Raw genomic sequence first — 18,364 nt, 5'->3', positions numbered from 1 at the left:
CATGAATGAACAAAAAGAGGCCAATCTTCAAATATCAGGAATGACATGTGCGGCATGTGCAAATAGAATTGAAAAAGGTCTAAAAAAAGTAGAAGGTGTTCATGATGCAAATGTAAATTTTGCACTTGAAAAAACAAAAATAATGTATGATCCCCAAAAAACAAATCCGCAACAATTTAAGCAAAAAGTTGAATCGTTAGGGTATGGAATTGTCAGTGATAAAGCTGAGTTTACTGTTTCAGGGATGACATGCGCAGCATGTGCAAATAGAGTAGAAAAACGTTTAAATAAGTTAGAAGGTGTGAACGGAGCGACAGTAAATTTCACTTTAGAATCAGCTACAGTAGATTTTAATCCTGATGAAATTAATATAAATGAAATGAAGAGTGCAATTACGAAATTAGGATATAAATTAGAAGTGAAATCAGATGAGCAAGATGGATCAACTGATCATCGCTTACAAGAAATTGAGCGACAAAAGAAGAAATTTATCATTTCGTTTATTTTATCATTTCCGTTATTGTGGGCAATGGTAAGTCATTTCTCATTTACATCGTTTATTTATTTACCTGATATGCTTATGAACCCTTGGGTGCAGCTAGCTCTTGCAACTCCAGTTCAGTTTATCATTGGTGGGCAGTTTTATGTTGGGGCTTATAAAGCGTTACGTAATAAAAGCGCCAATATGGATGTTCTCGTTGCACTTGGAACGTCTGCGGCATATTTCTACAGTGTGTATTTAAGTATTAGGTCGATTGGTTCTTCGGAACATATGACAGACTTGTATTTTGAAACGAGTGCAGTACTTATTACATTAATTATTTTAGGTAAATTATTTGAGGCGAAAGCAAAAGGACGCTCGTCAGAAGCAATTAAAAAATTAATGGGTTTACAGGCGAAAACCGCTACTGTTGTACGAGATGGAACAGAAATAAAAATTTTAATCGAAGAAGTGGTAGCTGGTGATATCGTTTATGTAAAGCCAGGTGAAAAAATCCCGGTAGATGGGGAAATAGTAGAAGGAAAGTCAGCAATAGATGAATCGATGTTAACAGGCGAGAGTATTCCGGTTGATAAAACAATTGGAGATGTAGTAATTGGTTCTACAATAAATAAAAATGGCTTTTTAAAAGTGAAAGCAACTAAGGTAGGAAGAGATACTGCATTAGCTCAAATTATTAAAGTAGTAGAAGAGGCTCAAGGTTCAAAAGCTCCTATTCAAAGGGTAGCGGATCAAATTTCAGGTATTTTCGTACCAGTTGTAGTTGTAATTGCCATTATCACATTTGCAGTGTGGATGCTATTTGTTACACCTGGTGATTTTGGCGGAGCACTTGAGAAAATGATCGCCGTACTTGTTATCGCTTGTCCATGTGCATTAGGTCTTGCAACGCCTACGTCTATTATGGCGGGATCAGGAAGATTGGCTGAGTATGGCATTTTATTTAAAGGCGGGGAGCATTTAGAAGCAACTCACCGATTAGATACAGTTATTTTAGATAAAACAGGTACTGTGACAAATGGGAAGCCGGTGTTAACAGATGTAATTGTAGCAGATGGATTCCATGAAGAAGAAATACTACGTTTAGTAGGTGCGGCAGAAAAAAATTCTGAACACCCACTTGCAGAAGCGATTGTAGAAGGAATTAAAGAAAAGAAAATTGATATCCCAAGTTCAGAAACATTTGAAGCGATTCCGGGATTCGGTATCGAATCAGTTGTAGAAGGGAAACAATTACTAATTGGTACACGTCGATTAATGAAGAAATTCGATATTGATATTGAAGAAGTTTCTAAATCGATGGAAGAGCTTGAACGAGAAGGAAAAACAGCAATGCTTATTGCGATCAATAAAGAATATGCTGGTATAGTGGCCGTTGCAGATACTGTAAAAGATACTTCAAAAGCAGCTATTGCCAGACTTAAGAAAATGGGTCTAGACGTTGTTATGATTACAGGAGATAATACACAAACTGCTCAGGCAATTGCTAAGCAAGTTGGTATTGATCACGTAATTGCAGAAGTATTACCAGAAGGAAAAGCAGAAGAAGTGAAAAAACTGCAAGCGCAAGGTAAGAAAGTAGCGATGGTTGGAGATGGAATAAATGATGCTCCTGCACTGGCTACGGCGGATATCGGTATGGCAATTGGAACAGGAACGGATGTAGCGATGGAAGCGGCAGACATTACGTTAATCCGTGGTGATTTAAATAGTATTGCTGATGCAATCTTTATGAGCAAGATGACGATAAGAAATATTAAGCAAAATTTATTCTGGGCACTAGCTTATAATGGATTAGGAATCCCAATTGCAGCGTTCGGTTTCTTGGCACCTTGGGTTGCTGGGGCGGCGATGGCATTTAGTTCTGTATCCGTTGTATTAAATGCATTACGATTACAAAGAGTGAAATTAAAAAAATAAAAATCTATAGAGTAATTGCATATGCTTACAAACAAAAAACAATACTTTGAAATAAGTATTGTTTTTTGTTTATATAGAAAGAAAAAAGCTATAATAAAGCAGAAATATTGAATACTAGATGGTAGAAAAGTTAAATGATAGTTTGATAAGGAGGCTCAAATATGTTAAAAGATACGATCATTAGAACATTCCATAAAGAGGATTTAGAACAAGTATTACAGTTGTTCTATGAAACAGTTCATACAATTAACGCAAAAGATTATAATGTATTACAGCTACAGGCATGGGCACCAGAGCGACTAGATAGAGAAAGCTGGTTACAGTCTTTAGAGAAGAATATTAGTTATGTAGCGGATTATACCGGTGTAATAGTGGGATTTGGTGATTATAATGATGAGCATTACGTAGATCGTCTATTTACGCATAAAGATTATCAAGGGAAAAGGATAGCGTCATACATACTACAGAAGTTAGAAAAAGAAGCAGTGAACTTGGGGCATAGGGAGATATATACAGAAGCGAGTATTACAGCAAAACCTTTCTTTGAAAGTAAAGGTTTTATTTGCATAAAGGAACAAAAGAAACAACATAATGGTCAGATTTTTACTAATTATGTAATGAAAAAAATAGCCCTCTCATAGACGAGAAGGCTATTTTTTCATTATTTTACAGCTTCTTTTAGTTCTTTACCAGCTTTGAAAGCAGGTACTTTAGAAGCTGCGATTTGCATTTCTTCACCAGTTTGTGGGTTACGGCCTGTACGAGCAGCTCTTTCGCGAACTTCGAATGTACCGAATCCGATAAGTTGTACTTTTTCACCAGCAGCTAAAGTGTTAGTGATTGATTCTACTACAGTTTGTACAACTACAGTAGCTTCTTTTTGAGAAATCTCAGCGTTTTGTGCTACGTTTTTGATTAATTCTGTTTTGTTCATGTTTTTCACCTCATATGTAAATAATGCTATTTAAGTTGTTATTATAACGTATAAAACATTCGAGAACAAGTGTACGCACATATATTCGTAAAAAAAATGAAATTTGTAATATTTTTTAGAGCCACTGTATAGACAGTTCATTTAAGCGGATACAGATTGTTTCTTTAATTCGGTTTGTTCTTTATTGGAAGGTAGTTTCTTATTATAAGATATGAAATAAGGTAACGCTACAAAAAACATACCACCTACTAAGTTTCCGAAGAAAACAAAAATGAAGTTTGGAAAATATTCCATCCAAGTTAACTGCCCGGCAAAAATTGCAGCTGGGATAACAAACATATTGGCTACAACGTGTTGAAATCCAATCGCAACAAAAGTCATAACTGGGAACCAGATGCCGATAATCTTCCCGATAAATTCTTTACTTCCCATACTGAGCCAAACGGCTAAACAAACGAGCCAATTACATCCGATTGCAGAAATAAAGGCTTGCAGTGGTGTATCTTGTAGTTTAGCTTGCGCAATAGAAACTGTTTTCGCTAAAAAAGCGCCCTCTGTTAATCCGACGATATGACCGAAAAAATAAGCAACGAATACAGCGCCTATGAAGTTGCTAAACGTAACGATAACTAAATTTCGTATGAAATGAAATAAAGTAATTTTCTTTTGAAGCCAAGCCATAGAAACTGTCATCATGTTACCAGTTACTAGTTCACCACCTGCAAGAATAACAAGTATAAGACCGATAGGGAATACAGTAGCGCCTAGAAAACTAGTAAATGATCCCCAAGATTTTGGCATTGTTCCAATAACATGGATATCGAGTAAATACCCTAATGCTATGAAAGCACCACCAAAAAAACCGAGAATTAGCATAGGGATTAATGATAAATGAGCTTTTTTTCTTCCGGAATTCGTAGCAAGTTCCGTAATTTCTTCTGGTGTAAATACAGACATGAATAATCTCTCCTCAATAAAATGATAGAATAAATAGAAGGAACATTTTTAAAAATCTATGTATTATAAAAATATGTTATGACTTCTGTATAAATTTGTCAAAGTGAATAGGGTAGAATTGGATATAACTAACATTGTTCATGATGTCACATTAATGTAACAATAAGGCTGTAAAGTACTTCTAGAGGTGAGAGCATGAATACGCATCATGTAAAAAAAGAACAAAAAAAATCAATTGTAAAAATATTTATAATCGGTTTTATAAGTATAGTAATGATTTCAGTAAGTTTATATCTCTATGCGACAGAAATAGAACGAAAACTAGTAACAGTTACGTGGAATGAAATAAAAGCATCGACAATTCCTAAAGAGTTTAATAATAAAAAGATATTGCAATTCTCAGATGTACATTTAGGGCCAGAATTTACACTGAAACAACTAGAAAATTTGGTGGAGAAAATGAATGCGTTACATCCAGATGTAGTAGTTTTTACAGGGGATTTAATAGATAAGTTTGGATCGTATAAGGCGGAAAGAGAAGAAGCGAAAGGCATTTTACAAAAAATACATGCACCCTTAGGGAAATATGCAGTGTATGGGAATCATGATAGGGGCGGGGGAGGTAGTTTATTTTATAAAAAGTATATGGAGGAAGCCGGTTTCTCTGTGTTAGTAAATGAAGTGCAAAAAATTAAAGTAGAAAACGGAAAATATATTACAATATCAGGTTTGGATGATTTCTTATTAGGAAAGCCGCAAATAGACTCGACTTTAAAACATGTGAGACAACAAGATTTCAATATGCTCTTAGTACATGAGCCGGATGTTGTAGACAAAGTAGCTCGTTACCCAGTTGATTTTCAAATGTCAGGCCATAGTCACGGAGGACAAGTCCAAATTCCTTTTATAGGTCCATTAATTACTACAAAATTAGCTGAGAGCTATGTGGAAGGTATGTATGAATTAGAAGGGAAGAATAAGCCGTTACATTTATATGTAAATCGTGGTATTGGGACAACACGAATGCCTGTTAGATTTTGGAGTGTACCTGAACTTTCGGTATTTGTGTTAAAGCAAAATAGCAACTAGACTATTCTAGAGTAGTAGGACTTTCAGAGAAAGTTCTCTTTTTTATTAATTAAACACGGAATATTATGTGAGTTTTATTTAAAGTGTTAAAATGGAAAAGAATCTCTTCATCATGTAGAAGTGAAAAAGTAAGTTACATAAATAAAAAACAACAATAGGTTATATAACCTATTGTTGTTTTTTATTATTTTTGCAAGGGAATCGCATCAAAATATGTTCTATAGTTATTAGAGAATTCAAAGTTGTTTTTTGCATCCCAATTAATAGACCAGGACATTAGGCCGCGGAATGCAGGATAGCCACTCTGATTTGAAAGTTTATACTTTCCTCCGAAAGGAATTCCTTTCATGATATAATCTAAAGCTTTTTTCATTTCAGTTGGAGAAATATATCCGCCACTTGGAGCGGCAGCTGGTGCTGCAGGAAGTCCAATCATGACTTGATCCGAACGAAGAGCTGGGAAAATGTTATTTGCATTACCACCTACTGGAAAACCATGTAAGAGCATATCTGCCATAGCGACTTCGTAATCTGCAGTACCTTGATTGTAGTTATTACCGTCCATTCCAATCCCACTACCAGCGTTGTAGTGTTGAACGTGAATGTATGTTAGTTTGTCTTTCACTCCGTAAATAATCGGTAAATATGCACCCCAGATGCTTCCATATGCACTATAACCGCCTTGAACATAAGCTGTTTCAGGAGCCATGCTTAATAGAAAATTTGTACCATAATGATCTGAGATTGTCCGAATAGCTGAAATAAGATTTACGATTTGAGGAGTCGTTGGGTTTTTGAAATTAGTGTCATTTCCGTTTAAGTAAATTCCTGATTCAAGGTCAATATCTATTCCATCAAAACCGTATTTATCAATTAGAGATTGTATGGAATTAATAAAACGTTGCTTAGCGGCATTATCAGGAAGTAAAACGACCCCATTTTGTCCACCTATTGAAAGAACTACTTTCTTTCCTTTACTTTTTAAATAAGCAATATCTGATTTGAATTCTGCATCCGTACCATACACAGGAGAAAATTCAACAGTGGAACGATCGCCACCAGTTTCACCGAAAGATACATTGATTACATCCCATTTTGGTGAAACGTCTCTTAATTTAATAATACCAGTACCATTATCGAAGTTATGCCAGTATCCAACGAGTAATTTTGATCCTAAATTGTTTGCTGCTTGTGCCTGAAAGGGAGCTAGTGGTAGCAGTAAGAAAATTACTAAAGTACAACAAATGAATTTGAACTTGTTTAACATATCAACACTCCTATACAAAAAAGTTGTCTAGATGTATAATCTTGTTCATTTAATGATATCTGAAAATTCGATCTTTTGTAAGGTGACTATAATTTTCTCAACAATTGTGTATGATAAAATTATTAAACCTAATGAAATAATTTCTGAAGGAGGTCGAATTACGATTGTTAAATTCAGAATATTTTGATATATTTTAAGGTATAGGACAAGATTTTTCGCATAATACTCTTACATAAATTTCAAAATTAAGTTTGGAAGGGGATGTACAAGAGTTGGATAAAAATCTTAAGAAAGACCTCAAAATACGCCACATTACAATGATCTCAATTGGCGGCGTAATAGGAGCTGGTTTGTTTGTTGGAAGTGGTGCGGTTGTGCATTCAGCAGGTCCAGGTTCTATCGTTTCATATGCATTAGCAGGACTGCTAGTTATTTTCGTTATGAGAATGCTAGGAGAAATGGCAGCTATTAATCCGACAAGTGGTTCATTTGCAACATATGCAAGAGAGGCAATTGGTCCATGGGCAGGTTATACAATTGGGTGGTTATATTGGTTTTTCTGGGTAATTGTTATTGCAATAGAAGCTACAGCAGGTGCTGGTATTATTCAATACTGGATTCCAGAAATCCCGCTCTGGTTATTAAGCTTAATATTAACGATTTTATTAACATTGACGAATGTTTTCTCGGTGAAATCATTTGGAGAATTTGAATATTGGTTTTCATTTATTAAAGTAATAAGTATTGTTTTGTTCCTTTGTCTTGGACTAGCTGTTATTTTAGGATTTGTACCAGGAACGGAAGCACCTGGCACTTCGAATTTAGTAGGTCAAGGAGGATTTATGCCAAATGGTATAAGTTCGGTGTTACTTGGAATCACCGTCGTTATATTTTCATTTATGGGATCTGAGATTGTTGCAGTGGCCGCTGGAGAGTCTGCCGAACCTGTAAAAGCCGTAAAAACAGCAACAAATAGTGTAATTTGGCGTATTCTCGTATTTTTCATTGGATCGATTGCTGTAGTTGTTACACTCCTTCCATGGAATTCGGCGAACATACTAAAAAGCCCGTTTGTGGCGGTACTGGAACATATAGGGATACCAGCGGCAGCGCAAATTATGAATTTTATCGTTTTAACAGCTGTACTTTCTTGTTTGAATTCGGGTTTATATACGAACTCAAGAATGCTTTTTTCAATGGCAGAAAGAGGAGATGCGCCAAAGGCATTTTTGAAATTGAATAGTAGTGGTGTTCCAGTTCGGGCGGTTTTATTTGGAACTTTCTTTGCTTACATTGGAGTTGTTTTTAGTTACATATCTCCAGATAAAGTATTTTTATTTTTAGTGAATGCATCTGGCGGGATTGCGTTACTCGTTTATCTCGTAATAGCAGTTTCTCATTTCAAGATACGTAAAAAAATGGGGAAAGCGGAACAACAAAATTTGAAAGTGAAAATGTGGCTTTTTCCGTATGTAACATACGTTACAATTGCTGCGATTATAGCAGTTTTAGTTGCAATGCTCGCAATTGAATCTTTACGTTCACAGGCACTATTAACGATGCTAGTTACTGTTCTTATCATAATTTCTTATTTTATTTTCAATAGAAATAAAAATAGTACAGTATTGACTCCTAAAAGTAAAAATGAGGAATCTGTTCGATTCTAATTTATTGTTTTAGAAGAGAGTTACACCCAATCATTGCTATAAAAGAATCATATATAATCATAGAAACAAGTAATTACTATTGTCATAGTGAATATAAACTTTTTTCTTGACTTTTTATACGAAGGCGAGCAAAATGGTAAAAAAGGAAGGGGGGATGGCAATGGAAGAGTACGTATTAGAGCTATATAACCTGTTATATACGACAGAATGGCAAGATATTGTTTCGTTTCTAGGAATAATGTTTTGTATGAAAATTGTAATTGTATATATGGAAGAGCAAGGTATGTTCTATTCCTTCTCATCCCCGTTCGATGTGCAGCGCGAGCCGTTGCCAAACTATGCCAAGGTAAATTACGAACAAATTCCTTTTGTTATATTCTTTATGATTCGATTTATAACAGCGATTGTAAAGAAAAAGGAAAGTGACGATGAAGAGTGCCACTCAACTTGTAATATAGCGACTGCTTTTTAAGCTAAATACAAGGAGGAGATTTATATGTGGTTTCGATTTCTTATGATTGGTTTCTTTTCATTAACAGCAATTTCTTTAATGGGATATCAAGTGTCTGAAATTTTTCAAGCATATAGCAATACGTTTTTCAACAAAAACTAATTACATTGCTATTTAAATAATAAAGCGATAAAATCCTTCTTAAGAAGTTTTATTAAGAAGGATTTTTTTCTTTGCTCTGTCTTACTGTGTCAAACTATTGTCACATTTACACTGTGAATAATATGTTAAAATAGTGAGGTTACGTATACATATTTGAAGGAAGAGGAGTGACCATTTTGGTGGATCAATCAACGAATCAGAAAAGCTATGCTCCTATTGTGATAACGCTTTCTGTAATTGTAAATGCGATTATTTTATTTTTGTTCTTTGGACCTGTTGGCTATGAAGGAGAAGTACATTTTGATGTAACGATTTTACCAATGTTAAATGCAATTTTTAATAGCTTTACGTTCGTATTCTTATTAGCAGCTTTATACTCGATTATTAAGAAGAATGTGAAAATGCACCGTGGTTTCATCCTGGCAGCATTTACAACGACGTTACTATTTTGTGTTTCTTATTTATCGTATCATTACTTGGCGCCGGCAACACATTTTGGTGGGGAAGGATTCATTAAATATGTGTACTTCATTATTTTAATTACACATATTATCCTTGCAGCAATTATTGTACCACTTGCATTGTTTGCACTTGTATTTGGTTTTACAAATCAATTAACACGTCATCGTAAAATTGTACGTTGGACGATGCCGATTTGGTTATATGTAAGTTTATCTGGTGTTATTGTTTACTTAATGATATCACCTTATTACCAATAAAAAATCTCAGCCTGTAGGCTGGGATTTTTTTGTTAGGCAAATATTTTTGTGAAATGAAAAAAATATGGTATACAAAAGTATAGTTGCTTTTCATATAGAAGGGATGGTAAAGGGATATGCAAAATTTTGTATTTCGTAATCCGACGAAACTTATTTTTGGTAAAGGTCAATTAGAACAGTTAAAAACTGAAATTCCACAGTTTGGTAAAAAAGTTCTTCTCGTATACGGGGGAGGCAGTATTAAAAGAAACGGTATTTATGATAATGTACTTTCTATTTTAAAAGATATAAATGCAGAAGTATTTGAATTGACAGGCGTTGAACCGAATCCTCGTGTATCAACTGTAAAGAAAGGAATTCAAATTTGTAAAGATAATGGTGTTGAATTTATTTTAGCAGTTGGCGGAGGAAGTGTGATCGACTGTACGAAGGCAATTGCTGCTGGTAGCAAATATGATGGAGATGTATGGGATATTGTAACGAAAAAAGCATTTGCTAGTGAGGCGTTACCATTTGGTACGGTGCTTACTCTTGCAGCAACAGGATCTGAAATGAATGCGGGTTCTGTCATTACAAACTGGGAAACGAATGAAAAATATGGCTGGGGTAGCCCAGTTACTTTCCCGCAGTTTTCGATTTTAGATCCAGTTCATACTGTGTCTGTGCCGAGGGATCAAACAATTTACGGTATGGTAGATATTATGTCACACGTATTAGAGCAATATTTCCACCACGGAACAAATACAGAACTACAAGATCGTTATTGTGAATCTGTATTAAAAACAGTAATTGAAACCGCTCCTAAGCTTTTAAGTGATTTAGAAAATTATGAGCATAGAGAAACCATTTTATATTGCGGTACTATGGCGTTAAACGGCATTTTAGCGATGGGAGTAAAAGGAGACTGGGCAACTCACAATATTGAGCACGCCGTTTCTGCGGTTCATGATATACCACATGGGGGTGGCCTTGCGATTTTATTCCCGAACTGGATGAAGCATGTTCTAGATGAAAATGTCAGTCGTTTTAAACAGTTCGCTATTCGTGTATTCGATGTAGAAACAGATGGGAAAACTGATCGAGAAATTGCGTTAGAAGGAATTGAGGCGTTACGTCAATTTTGGACTTCAATTGAGGCGCCGGTAACATTAGCGGATTATGCTATTGGGGAAAATGAAATTGATTTAATGGCGGATAAAGCGATGGCTTATGGCGAATTTGGTAACTTTACAAAATTAAATAAAGACGATGTTTTAAGCATATATAAAGCTTCTTTATAAGTGAATCGAGCAAAGAAACCCATTTGATTGTTATATCAAATGGGTTTCTTTTTTGTTGTTTATAACTGTTTGTGATTGGTTTTGGTTATTTATGAATGTTTATGGTTGATTTTTGTGATCGTTTTCATTATACTGTAATCAAAGAAGAGGTGAATGAAATGTTAACTCCTGAACGTCATCAAATGATATTGCAACTTGTAAAAGAGCTGAAGGTAGTAAAATTACAACAATTAGTGGAAAGAACAGAAAGCTCTGAATCAACAATTCGTCGTGATTTAGCGCAATTGGAAAAACAAAGGTTATTAAAAAGAGTTCACGGTGGTGCGGCTGTTTTAACAGGAAAAGGACAGGAGCCAACGATGGTTGAAAAATCATCCAAAAACATTCAAATAAAACAACAAATTGCGAAGCATGCGGCTAGCATTGTTGAACAAGGTGATTGTATTTATTTAGATGCAGGAAGTACGACATTTGAAATGATTCCATTTTTAATAAATAAAGACGTTACTGTCGTTACAAATGGACTTATGCATATTGAAGCTTTAGTTGAAAATAATATTCGTGCATATTTACTAGGTGGAATGATGAAAAGTAGGACGAAAGCTTTAATTGGTGCTATGGCACAGGAAAGCATGCAAAAGTATCGTTTTGATAAATGTTTTTTAGGCGCGAATGGTGTACATGAACAGCTTGGTTTTACAACGCCAGATCCAGAAGAGGCACTATTAAAACAAATGACATTAACATTAGCAAACGAAGGATATTTCTTAATTGATGAAAGTAAGTTTTCAGAAGTTGCGTTTGCGAAAATTGCCAATGTTGAAGAGGCAAATATTATTACAAACCATTTAGAAATTGATTTAGAAAAATATAAAAGACAAACCAATGTAATTGAGGCTGATAAACAATGATCTATACCGTTACTTTAAATCCATCTATTGATTACGTAGTACAAGTTAATTCCTTTGATTTAGGCGCAGTAAATCGAGCAGAGAAAGATATGAAGTTTCCTGGAGGAAAAGGGATTAATGTTTCTCGCGTTCTCCATCGTTTAGGTGTGGAAAATGTAGCACTTGGATTTACTGGTGGATTTACCGGTCAATTTATTAAAGATGTATTACAGGCGGAAGGTGTAACAACAAACTTCGTCCAAGTAGACGGTGATTCCCGAATTAATGTGAAAATAAAAGGGCAAGAAGAGACAGAATTAAATGGGCAAGGTCCTAATGTGACAAAAGAACAATTTGAACAATTAATGAAAAAAATTGAAAGTATGAAGCAGGGGGATTGTATTGTACTAGCTGGAAGTGTACCAGCGTCTATTTCAAATACTTTTTATGAATCAATCGCAGCGCTCGGAGCTGAAAAAGGTATTCGCGTAGTAGTCGATGCGAGCGGAAGTGCACTGCAGCATGTAATTAAAAATAAGCCTTTTTTAATAAAGCCTAATCATCATGAACTGGGTGAGTTATTCGGAGTAAATATTGCCACAGTAGAAGATATTTTACCGTATGGAAGAAAATTAATCGAACAAGGTGTAGAGCATGTGATCGTATCAATGGCCGGAGATGGAGCTTTATTATTTACGGCAGAAGGTATATATGAAGCAACTGTTCCAAAAGGTGTTGTAATTAATTCGGTTGGGGCCGGAGATTCTCTTGTTGCAGGATTTGTAGGGAAATATGAACAGACAAAAAATATTGAAAAGGCATTTCAATATGGCGTTGCAACAGGGAGTGCAACAGCATTTTCAGCTGATTTATGTGAAAAAGAAAAAGTAGAAGAATTATTGTCGCAAGTAATTGTAACTAAGCGATAGGGGGAAGCAACATATGAAAATTACAGAACTATTAAAAAGGGATACAGTTATTATGAATTTGACAGCTTCAAATAAAGAAGCTGTCATAGATGAATTAGTTGAGAAATTAGACGGCGCAAATCGTTTAATTAGTAAAGCGGAATTTAAAGAAGCTATTTTAAAGAGAGAGTCACAAAGTACAACTGGAATAGGGGAAGGGATTGCGATCCCTCATGCGAAAACAAAAGCTGTTAAGCAACCAGCGATTTGTTTTGGTAGAAGTGTAAGCGGTATCAACTATGAATCGCTTGACGGACAGCCAGCTCATTTATTCTTTATGATTGCTGCGAGCGAAGGTGCGAATAATACTCATTTAGAAACGTTATCACGCCTATCTACATTATTAATGGATGAAGGATTTCGTAAGCAATTATTAGAAGCGAAGGATGAAGAGGAACTTCTTCGTTTATTTGATGAAAAAGAGAATGAAAAAGAAGAAGCGGAGATTGAAGTTGCAAAACCAGAAGGAAATGAACCATACGTATTAGCAGTTACGGCTTGCCCCACTGGAATCGCTCACACGTATATGGCTGCGGATAGCTTGAAAGCAAAAGCAACAGAGCTAGGTATAGCAATTAAAGTTGAGACGAATGGATCAACAGGTATAAAAAACGGTTTAACAAAAGAGGACATTGAACGCGCAACGGCTATAATTGTTGCGGCAGATAAACAAGTAGAAATGAACCGTTTTGCTGGGAAACATGTCATTCAAGTGCCAGTCGCCGATGGGATTAGAAAAACGGAAGCGCTTCTTAATCGAGCTGTAAAACAAGACGCGCCAATCTTTAAAGGAATAAAAGAAGATGGGAAGACAGAAAGTACAGAGAAAGAAAAAGGGTTAGGAATTTATAAGCACTTAATGAACGGTGTAAGTAATATGCTTCCATTCGTTGTTGGTGGCGGAATTTTAATCGCATTAGCATTTATGTTCGGTGGAATTAAGGCGGAAGGTCCTATTGCTGAAATATTAATGACTATTGGCGGTGGAGAAAAAGGAGCCTTTTTATTCCTTGTACCAATTTTAGCTGGATTTATTGCAAGTTCTATTGCTGATCGACCTGGTTTTATGCCTGGTGTTGTGGGTGGATTTTTAGCAGCACAAGCAAATGCTGGCTTTTTAGGTGGATTAATTGCTGGTTTCTTAGCTGGATATGTTGTTGTTGGTTTGAAAAAGGTATTTTCTAGTTTACCAGCGCAGTTAGAAGGGATTAAACCAGTCTTGATTTATCCGGTATTAGGGTTATTAGTTACAGGTGTTATCATGTTAAAAGTGGTTAATCCACCTGTAGTTGCGTTAAATGAAATGTTAACGAGTTGGTTAAATAGTTTAGGTGGTACAAATGCTATACTATTAGGTTTAATTTTAGGTGGTATGATGGCAATTGATATGGGGGGACCAATTAATAAAGCAGCATTTACATTTGGTATCGCTGCAATCTCAGCAGGGAACTTTGGTGTTCACTCAGCAGTTATGGCTGGTGGTATGGTACCGCCATTAGCGATTGCATTTGCAACTACATTCTTTAAATCAAAGTTTACTGAAGCGGAACGTAAATCTGGTTTAACAAATTATATTATGGGAGCATCGTTTATTACAGAAGGGGCGATTCCATTTGCAGCTGCAGATCCGGTTCGAGTAATAGTAAGTTGTGTTGTTGGTTCAAGTATTGCGGGTGCATTATCTATGTTATTCCAAATTACATTACCAGCACCGCATGGTGGACTGTTTGTTATCGCATTAGTAAATAAACCGGTGTTATATATTTTCTCGATATTGATAGGGACAGTTGTTTCAGCTCTTATGATGGGGATTTGGAAAAAGAAAGTTAAATAACATATGAAAAGGGAGGAGCTTTTATTAGCTGCTCCTTTTTATTACAAAAAAGAAGGTTAATAATTGAAGAATGATGGATTTTGGTAAAAGATGTAATGGAATATGAATTTTTTGTAACAAAAAAGTAATACTGTAATTTTTTCTGGAAAAAATCCTGGTGCTTGTATGTGGAAAATATATGAAAACTATTGGGAATTCTATTGGAAATGGAATTCATTAATATGGAAATTTATGTTACAACTCATTAATCGTATATTACGAATGGTTTGTAATTGTGTGATTTCAGAAAATCCTAAAAATCTGTTGCTATAATGAAAATACGAAAACAAAGCAAATGGAGGCTATTCATGAAAAAATTATTAGGTATAGCAACGGCAGCAGTTTTTGGTCTTGGGATTTTTGCGGGTTCTGCGAAAGCAGAAACGATTGTAACAACAGACGTATTAAATGTTAGAGAAAACCCAACTGTAGAGTCAAAGCTTGTAGGTAAAATGTTAAGTGGAAATAAATTAGATGTTGTAAATACAGAAAATGGATGGACGAAAATTAAATTAAATGGTCAAGAAGCGTTTGTGAGTGCTGAGTTTACAAAAAGTACATATTATGTAACAGTGGGCGTGCTAAATGTTCGTGCTGGAGCGAATACGGACTCTGAAATTCTTGGTAAACTTAATAAAAATGATGTAATTGAAACGACAAATCAAGTTCAAAATGAATGGTTGCAATTTAACTATAATGGAAAAACAGGATATGTTCACGTGCCATTTTTAACAGGGACGGCACCTGTGATTGAAAAGAAAGAAGTTGTAACGCAAGAAGAAGCGCCGGAAAAAGTAAATACGCCGGTTAAAAATAATAAAGCAGTTAAGAGTAAAGAGTCTGTTAAGAATGTAGAATCAAGTAAACCTGTGGCGAAAGAGAAGCCAACTGCGAAACCAGTTGCGAAATCTAATGAAACAAGTGCGCCTGCTGGTGGACGTGAAATAACAGTAGAAGCGACAGCGTATACAGCGCATCCAAGTGAGAATGGTACGTATGGTGGTCGTGTATTAACTGCAATGGGGCATGATTTAACAGCAAATCCAAATATGAAAGTAATTGCTGTTGATCCTAAAGTAATTCCACTTGGATCAAAAGTATGGGTAGAAGGATATGGAGAAGCGATTGCTGGAGATACAGGTGGCGCGATTAAAGGAAATCGTATTGATGTTTTAGTTGGCTCAGATGGTAGTGCTGATAACTGGGGGCGCAAATCTGTAAAAGTTAAAGTTATAGAGTAGTATAAATGTATGAATATAAAAGGCGGTTGCTTGAAATTGTGTAAGCAACCGCCTTTTATGGATTATTGAAAAGGATAAATCGTTTTACCTGTAATAATTTTATATGCACTGCAAAATTGATTTTGAATATATTCTGTATTTTTATTTTCTGGATGTAATGTTGTTTCATGGAGAGTAGAATGAAAAGAACGTAGCAAACAATTTAAGGCGAAGTATAACTCTTCTTGTGAGCAATTTTGTTCTTTTGTAGCAGTAGCTAAAATGAGGTCTTTTGTTAAAGATGAAAAATTAATGGTGGATTGTTTCATAGTCAACTCATCCTCTCGAAGGTATTTTTAATCATGTATATGCGGAATTGGACAAACTATGTTCTTTTTTTATTTATAATTTCATGTACCGGAATGAAAGAACTTGCAATCATGCCGTTAAAATTGGTAAGATTGGATATAATCAATAGATGGAGTACATCACATAAAGAGAGTTGAATGATATGGGAGAAGTGCAACGTGAAAAAGTTGCTGTCATCATTGGACCAACTGCTGTTGGGAAGACGAAGTTAAGTATTGATCTTGCTAAAACATTGAATGGTGAAATTATAAGTGGAGATTCCATGCAGATTTATCGTACGATGGATATTGGAACCGCAAAAGTGACGAAAGAAGAGATGGACGGAATTCCACATTATATGGTCGATATAAAAGATCCGGAAGAATCATTTTCTGTTGCAGAATTTCAAGAACGTGTTCGTAAGCATATTCGAGAGATTACAGAGCGTGGTAAATTGCCAATTATCGTTGGTGGAACTGGCCTGTATATACAATCTGTTTTATTCGATTATCAGTTTACGGATGATGCTGGTGATACGATATACCGAGAGCAAATGGAACAGTTAGCATTAGAACGTGGTGTGGAATATATACATAAAAAGTTACAAGAAGTAGACCCAGAAAGCGCTGAGCGTATTCATGCAAATAATGTACGCCGTGTCATTAGAGCGTTAGAAATTTTCCACACGACGGGTGAAAAAATGAGCGATCAACTTGAAAAACAAGAAAACGAGTTATTATATGATGTTTCCTTGATTGGCTTGACAATGGATCGAGAAATGCTATACGATCGCATTAACTTGCGAGTTGATATAATGATGGAACAAGGTTTATTAGAAGAAGTAGAAGGATTGTATAATAGCGGGATACGAGATTGTCAATCTATTCAAGCGATTGGGTATAAAGAGATATATGATTATTTTGAGGATCGTGTCTCTTTAGAGGAAGCGGTATCACAATTAAAGACGAATTCACGTCGTTATGCAAAGCGCCAATTAACGTGGTTCCGTAATAAGATGGATGTCACATGGTTTGATGTTACAGGCGGTGAAAAAACGTCAGAAATTTTACGATACATAGAAGGAAAGTTACAACTAAAGTCGAATAATAGTAAGTAGAGAAAAAGAGGAGGATTCGACATGAAGCAATCAATCAATATTCAAGATCAGTTTTTAAATCAACTCCGTAAAGAGAATACGTTTGTTACGCTGTACTTATTAAATGGTTTCCAGCTTCGTGGATTAATTAAAGGATTTGATAATTTTACAGTCCTACTGGAAACAGAAGGTAAGCAACAGCTTATTTATAAACATGCAATTTCTACATTTGTACCACAAAAAAATGTTTCAATTGAATTAGAGTAGTAATAAATTATTGTACATAACAAAAAAAGAGCGAGTTTCTCGCTCTTTTTTTATTTGCCATAAACAATAAATCGTGGAATTTAAGCGATTCTAAATACAGTAAGACGAATGTTAGTGTTGCCTGTTGCAGGGATCGTAATCTCGTTAAGAGTAGATTGGACAGAAATGTTTGCGCCAGCTCTTAACGTTTCAATTGTAGTAAATGAAAGTGAGTCGCCTATTAGATTTGAAGAGAAGTTGTCAGTTGCGACTGCTCCATTTATTGAAATTCCTACTCCAAGTGGGGCACATCCTGGTGCAGTGGTAGAAATCGATACGCTAATGACATAAATACCAGCGTTGATAACAGTGACTGTATCTGTGCCATTGAAGGTAATGTTGTTTACGTTAATTGCAGTATTAAAAATGAAGTTGTTAAATTGGAGTACTGTTTGTTGAATGTTGTTTGTTACAACAATTGTTGCTACAGGGAAGCTAGGACCAGTAGGCCCGGTAGGTCCGGTAGGTCCACCAGAAGGTCCAGTAGGTCCAGTAACTCCTATACCAGTGGCACCAGTAGCGCCTGTTGGTCCTTGAACGCCTTGAGGACCAGTAGCACCAGTAGCACCTGTGTTACCTTGAGGACCTTGAGGACCAGTAGCACCAGTAGCACCTGTGTTACCTTGAACGCCTTGAGGACCAGTAGCACCTGTGTTACCTTGAACGCCCTGAGGTCCGGTAGCACCAGTAGCACCCGTGTTACCTTGAGGACCAG

18 protein-coding genes are annotated in these 18,364 nt (G+C 35.7%); 13 read left to right on the top strand and 5 right to left on the bottom strand.

Annotation, left to right across the window (positions count from 1 at the left end):
- Position 1: 1 nt before the first annotated feature.
- Both PDL00_RS24755 and PDL00_RS24750 read left to right on the top strand, forming a co-directional pair.
- On the top strand, positions 2-2,422 hold the full coding sequence (locus PDL00_RS24755; RefSeq protein ID WP_270731774.1) for a heavy metal translocating P-type ATPase: 2,421 nt from the start codon (positions 2-4) through the stop codon (positions 2,420-2,422).
- Between the two features lie 161 nt (positions 2,423-2,583).
- A complete protein-coding gene (locus PDL00_RS24750) occupies positions 2,584-3,063 on the top strand; it encodes a GNAT family N-acetyltransferase (RefSeq protein ID WP_242250747.1) in 480 nt (159 codons plus the stop codon).
- 20 nt (positions 3,064-3,083) lie between these two features.
- Here the strand turns inward: PDL00_RS24750 and PDL00_RS24745 are convergent, their stop codons facing one another.
- The gene (locus PDL00_RS24745) at positions 3,084-3,356 is read right to left on the bottom strand and encodes an HU family DNA-binding protein (protein WP_001043904.1); all 273 of its coding nucleotides are present in this window, start codon (positions 3,354-3,356) and stop codon (positions 3,084-3,086) included.
- A gap of 141 nt (positions 3,357-3,497) precedes the next feature.
- Complete coding sequence (locus PDL00_RS24740; RefSeq protein ID WP_270731771.1) at positions 3,498-4,313, bottom strand: formate/nitrite transporter family protein; 816 nt, start codon at positions 4,311-4,313, stop codon at positions 3,498-3,500.
- Positions 4,314-4,508: 195 nt separating this feature from the next.
- Between PDL00_RS24740 and PDL00_RS24735 the strand changes: the two genes are divergently transcribed.
- Positions 4,509-5,402, top strand: coding sequence for a metallophosphoesterase (locus PDL00_RS24735; RefSeq protein WP_242250749.1), 894 nt, complete (start codon positions 4,509-4,511; stop codon positions 5,400-5,402).
- A gap of 184 nt (positions 5,403-5,586) precedes the next feature.
- Here PDL00_RS24735 and PDL00_RS24730 read toward each other — a convergent pair whose 3' ends face one another.
- Complete coding sequence (locus PDL00_RS24730; RefSeq protein ID WP_270731768.1) at positions 5,587-6,669, bottom strand: chitinase; 1,083 nt, start codon at positions 6,667-6,669, stop codon at positions 5,587-5,589.
- Positions 6,670-6,941: 272 nt separating this feature from the next.
- Here PDL00_RS24730 and gabP point away from each other — a divergent pair, with 272 nt between their 5' ends.
- The 8 genes from gabP to entD all read left to right on the top strand — a co-directional run bounded on the left by gabP (position 6,942) and on the right by entD (position 15,920).
- Complete coding sequence (gene gabP, locus PDL00_RS24725) at positions 6,942-8,336, top strand: GABA permease (protein ID WP_270731766.1); 1,395 nt, start codon at positions 6,942-6,944, stop codon at positions 8,334-8,336.
- Between the two features lie 133 nt (positions 8,337-8,469).
- On the top strand, positions 8,470-8,808 hold the full coding sequence (locus PDL00_RS24720; protein WP_270731763.1) for a hypothetical protein: 339 nt from the start codon (positions 8,470-8,472) through the stop codon (positions 8,806-8,808).
- Between the two features lie 317 nt (positions 8,809-9,125).
- The gene (locus PDL00_RS24715; protein ID WP_000228316.1) at positions 9,126-9,668 is read left to right on the top strand and encodes a DUF420 domain-containing protein; all 543 of its coding nucleotides are present in this window, start codon (positions 9,126-9,128) and stop codon (positions 9,666-9,668) included.
- A gap of 116 nt (positions 9,669-9,784) precedes the next feature.
- Entirely contained in the window at positions 9,785-10,948 is a 1,164-nt protein-coding gene (locus PDL00_RS24710; RefSeq protein WP_270731760.1) for an iron-containing alcohol dehydrogenase, read from the top strand.
- Positions 10,949-11,106: 158 nt separating this feature from the next.
- Complete coding sequence (locus PDL00_RS24705) at positions 11,107-11,859, top strand: DeoR/GlpR family DNA-binding transcription regulator (RefSeq protein ID WP_242257365.1); 753 nt, start codon at positions 11,107-11,109, stop codon at positions 11,857-11,859.
- Entirely contained in the window at positions 11,856-12,767 is a 912-nt protein-coding gene (gene pfkB / locus PDL00_RS24700; RefSeq protein ID WP_270731757.1) for a 1-phosphofructokinase, read from the top strand. Before PDL00_RS24705 ends, pfkB begins: the two co-directional genes overlap by 4 nt.
- A gap of 13 nt (positions 12,768-12,780) precedes the next feature.
- Complete coding sequence (locus tag PDL00_RS24695) at positions 12,781-14,640, top strand: PTS fructose transporter subunit IIABC (RefSeq protein ID WP_242257367.1); 1,860 nt, start codon at positions 12,781-12,783, stop codon at positions 14,638-14,640.
- 347 nt (positions 14,641-14,987) lie between these two features.
- Positions 14,988-15,920: a cell wall-binding protein EntD gene (gene entD / locus PDL00_RS24690; RefSeq protein ID WP_270731754.1), complete on the top strand. Its 933-nt coding sequence runs from the start codon at positions 14,988-14,990 to the stop codon at positions 15,918-15,920.
- Between the two features lie 62 nt (positions 15,921-15,982).
- On the opposite strand, the gene PDL00_RS24685 is transcribed toward entD, so the two are convergent.
- Positions 15,983-16,228, bottom strand: a complete 246-nt coding sequence (locus PDL00_RS24685; RefSeq protein WP_242257369.1) for a hypothetical protein — start codon at positions 16,226-16,228, stop codon at positions 15,983-15,985.
- A gap of 182 nt (positions 16,229-16,410) precedes the next feature.
- Between PDL00_RS24685 and miaA the strand changes: the two genes are divergently transcribed.
- Positions 16,411-17,364 carry a tRNA (adenosine(37)-N6)-dimethylallyltransferase MiaA gene (gene miaA / locus PDL00_RS24680; protein WP_242257370.1) on the top strand — a complete coding sequence of 318 codons (954 nt, stop codon included), beginning with the start codon at positions 16,411-16,413 and terminating at the stop codon, positions 17,362-17,364.
- A gap of 21 nt (positions 17,365-17,385) precedes the next feature.
- Complete coding sequence (gene hfq, locus PDL00_RS24675; protein WP_000813896.1) at positions 17,386-17,610, top strand: RNA chaperone Hfq; 225 nt, start codon at positions 17,386-17,388, stop codon at positions 17,608-17,610.
- Positions 17,611-17,690: 80 nt separating this feature from the next.
- Here the strand turns inward: hfq and PDL00_RS24670 are convergent.
- On the bottom strand, positions 17,691-18,364 hold a 674-nt coding region (locus PDL00_RS24670), incomplete at its 5' end, for a Gly-Xaa-Xaa repeat protein (protein WP_270731750.1).

This window comes from Bacillus cereus group sp. TH152-1LC (assembly GCF_027710505.1).
In the GTDB taxonomy this organism is placed as follows: Bacteria; Bacillota; Bacilli; order Bacillales; family Bacillaceae_G; genus Bacillus_A; species Bacillus_A mobilis.
Note: the sequence above shows the minus strand (reverse complement) of the source record. Positions and strands in the feature narration are given on the sequence as shown.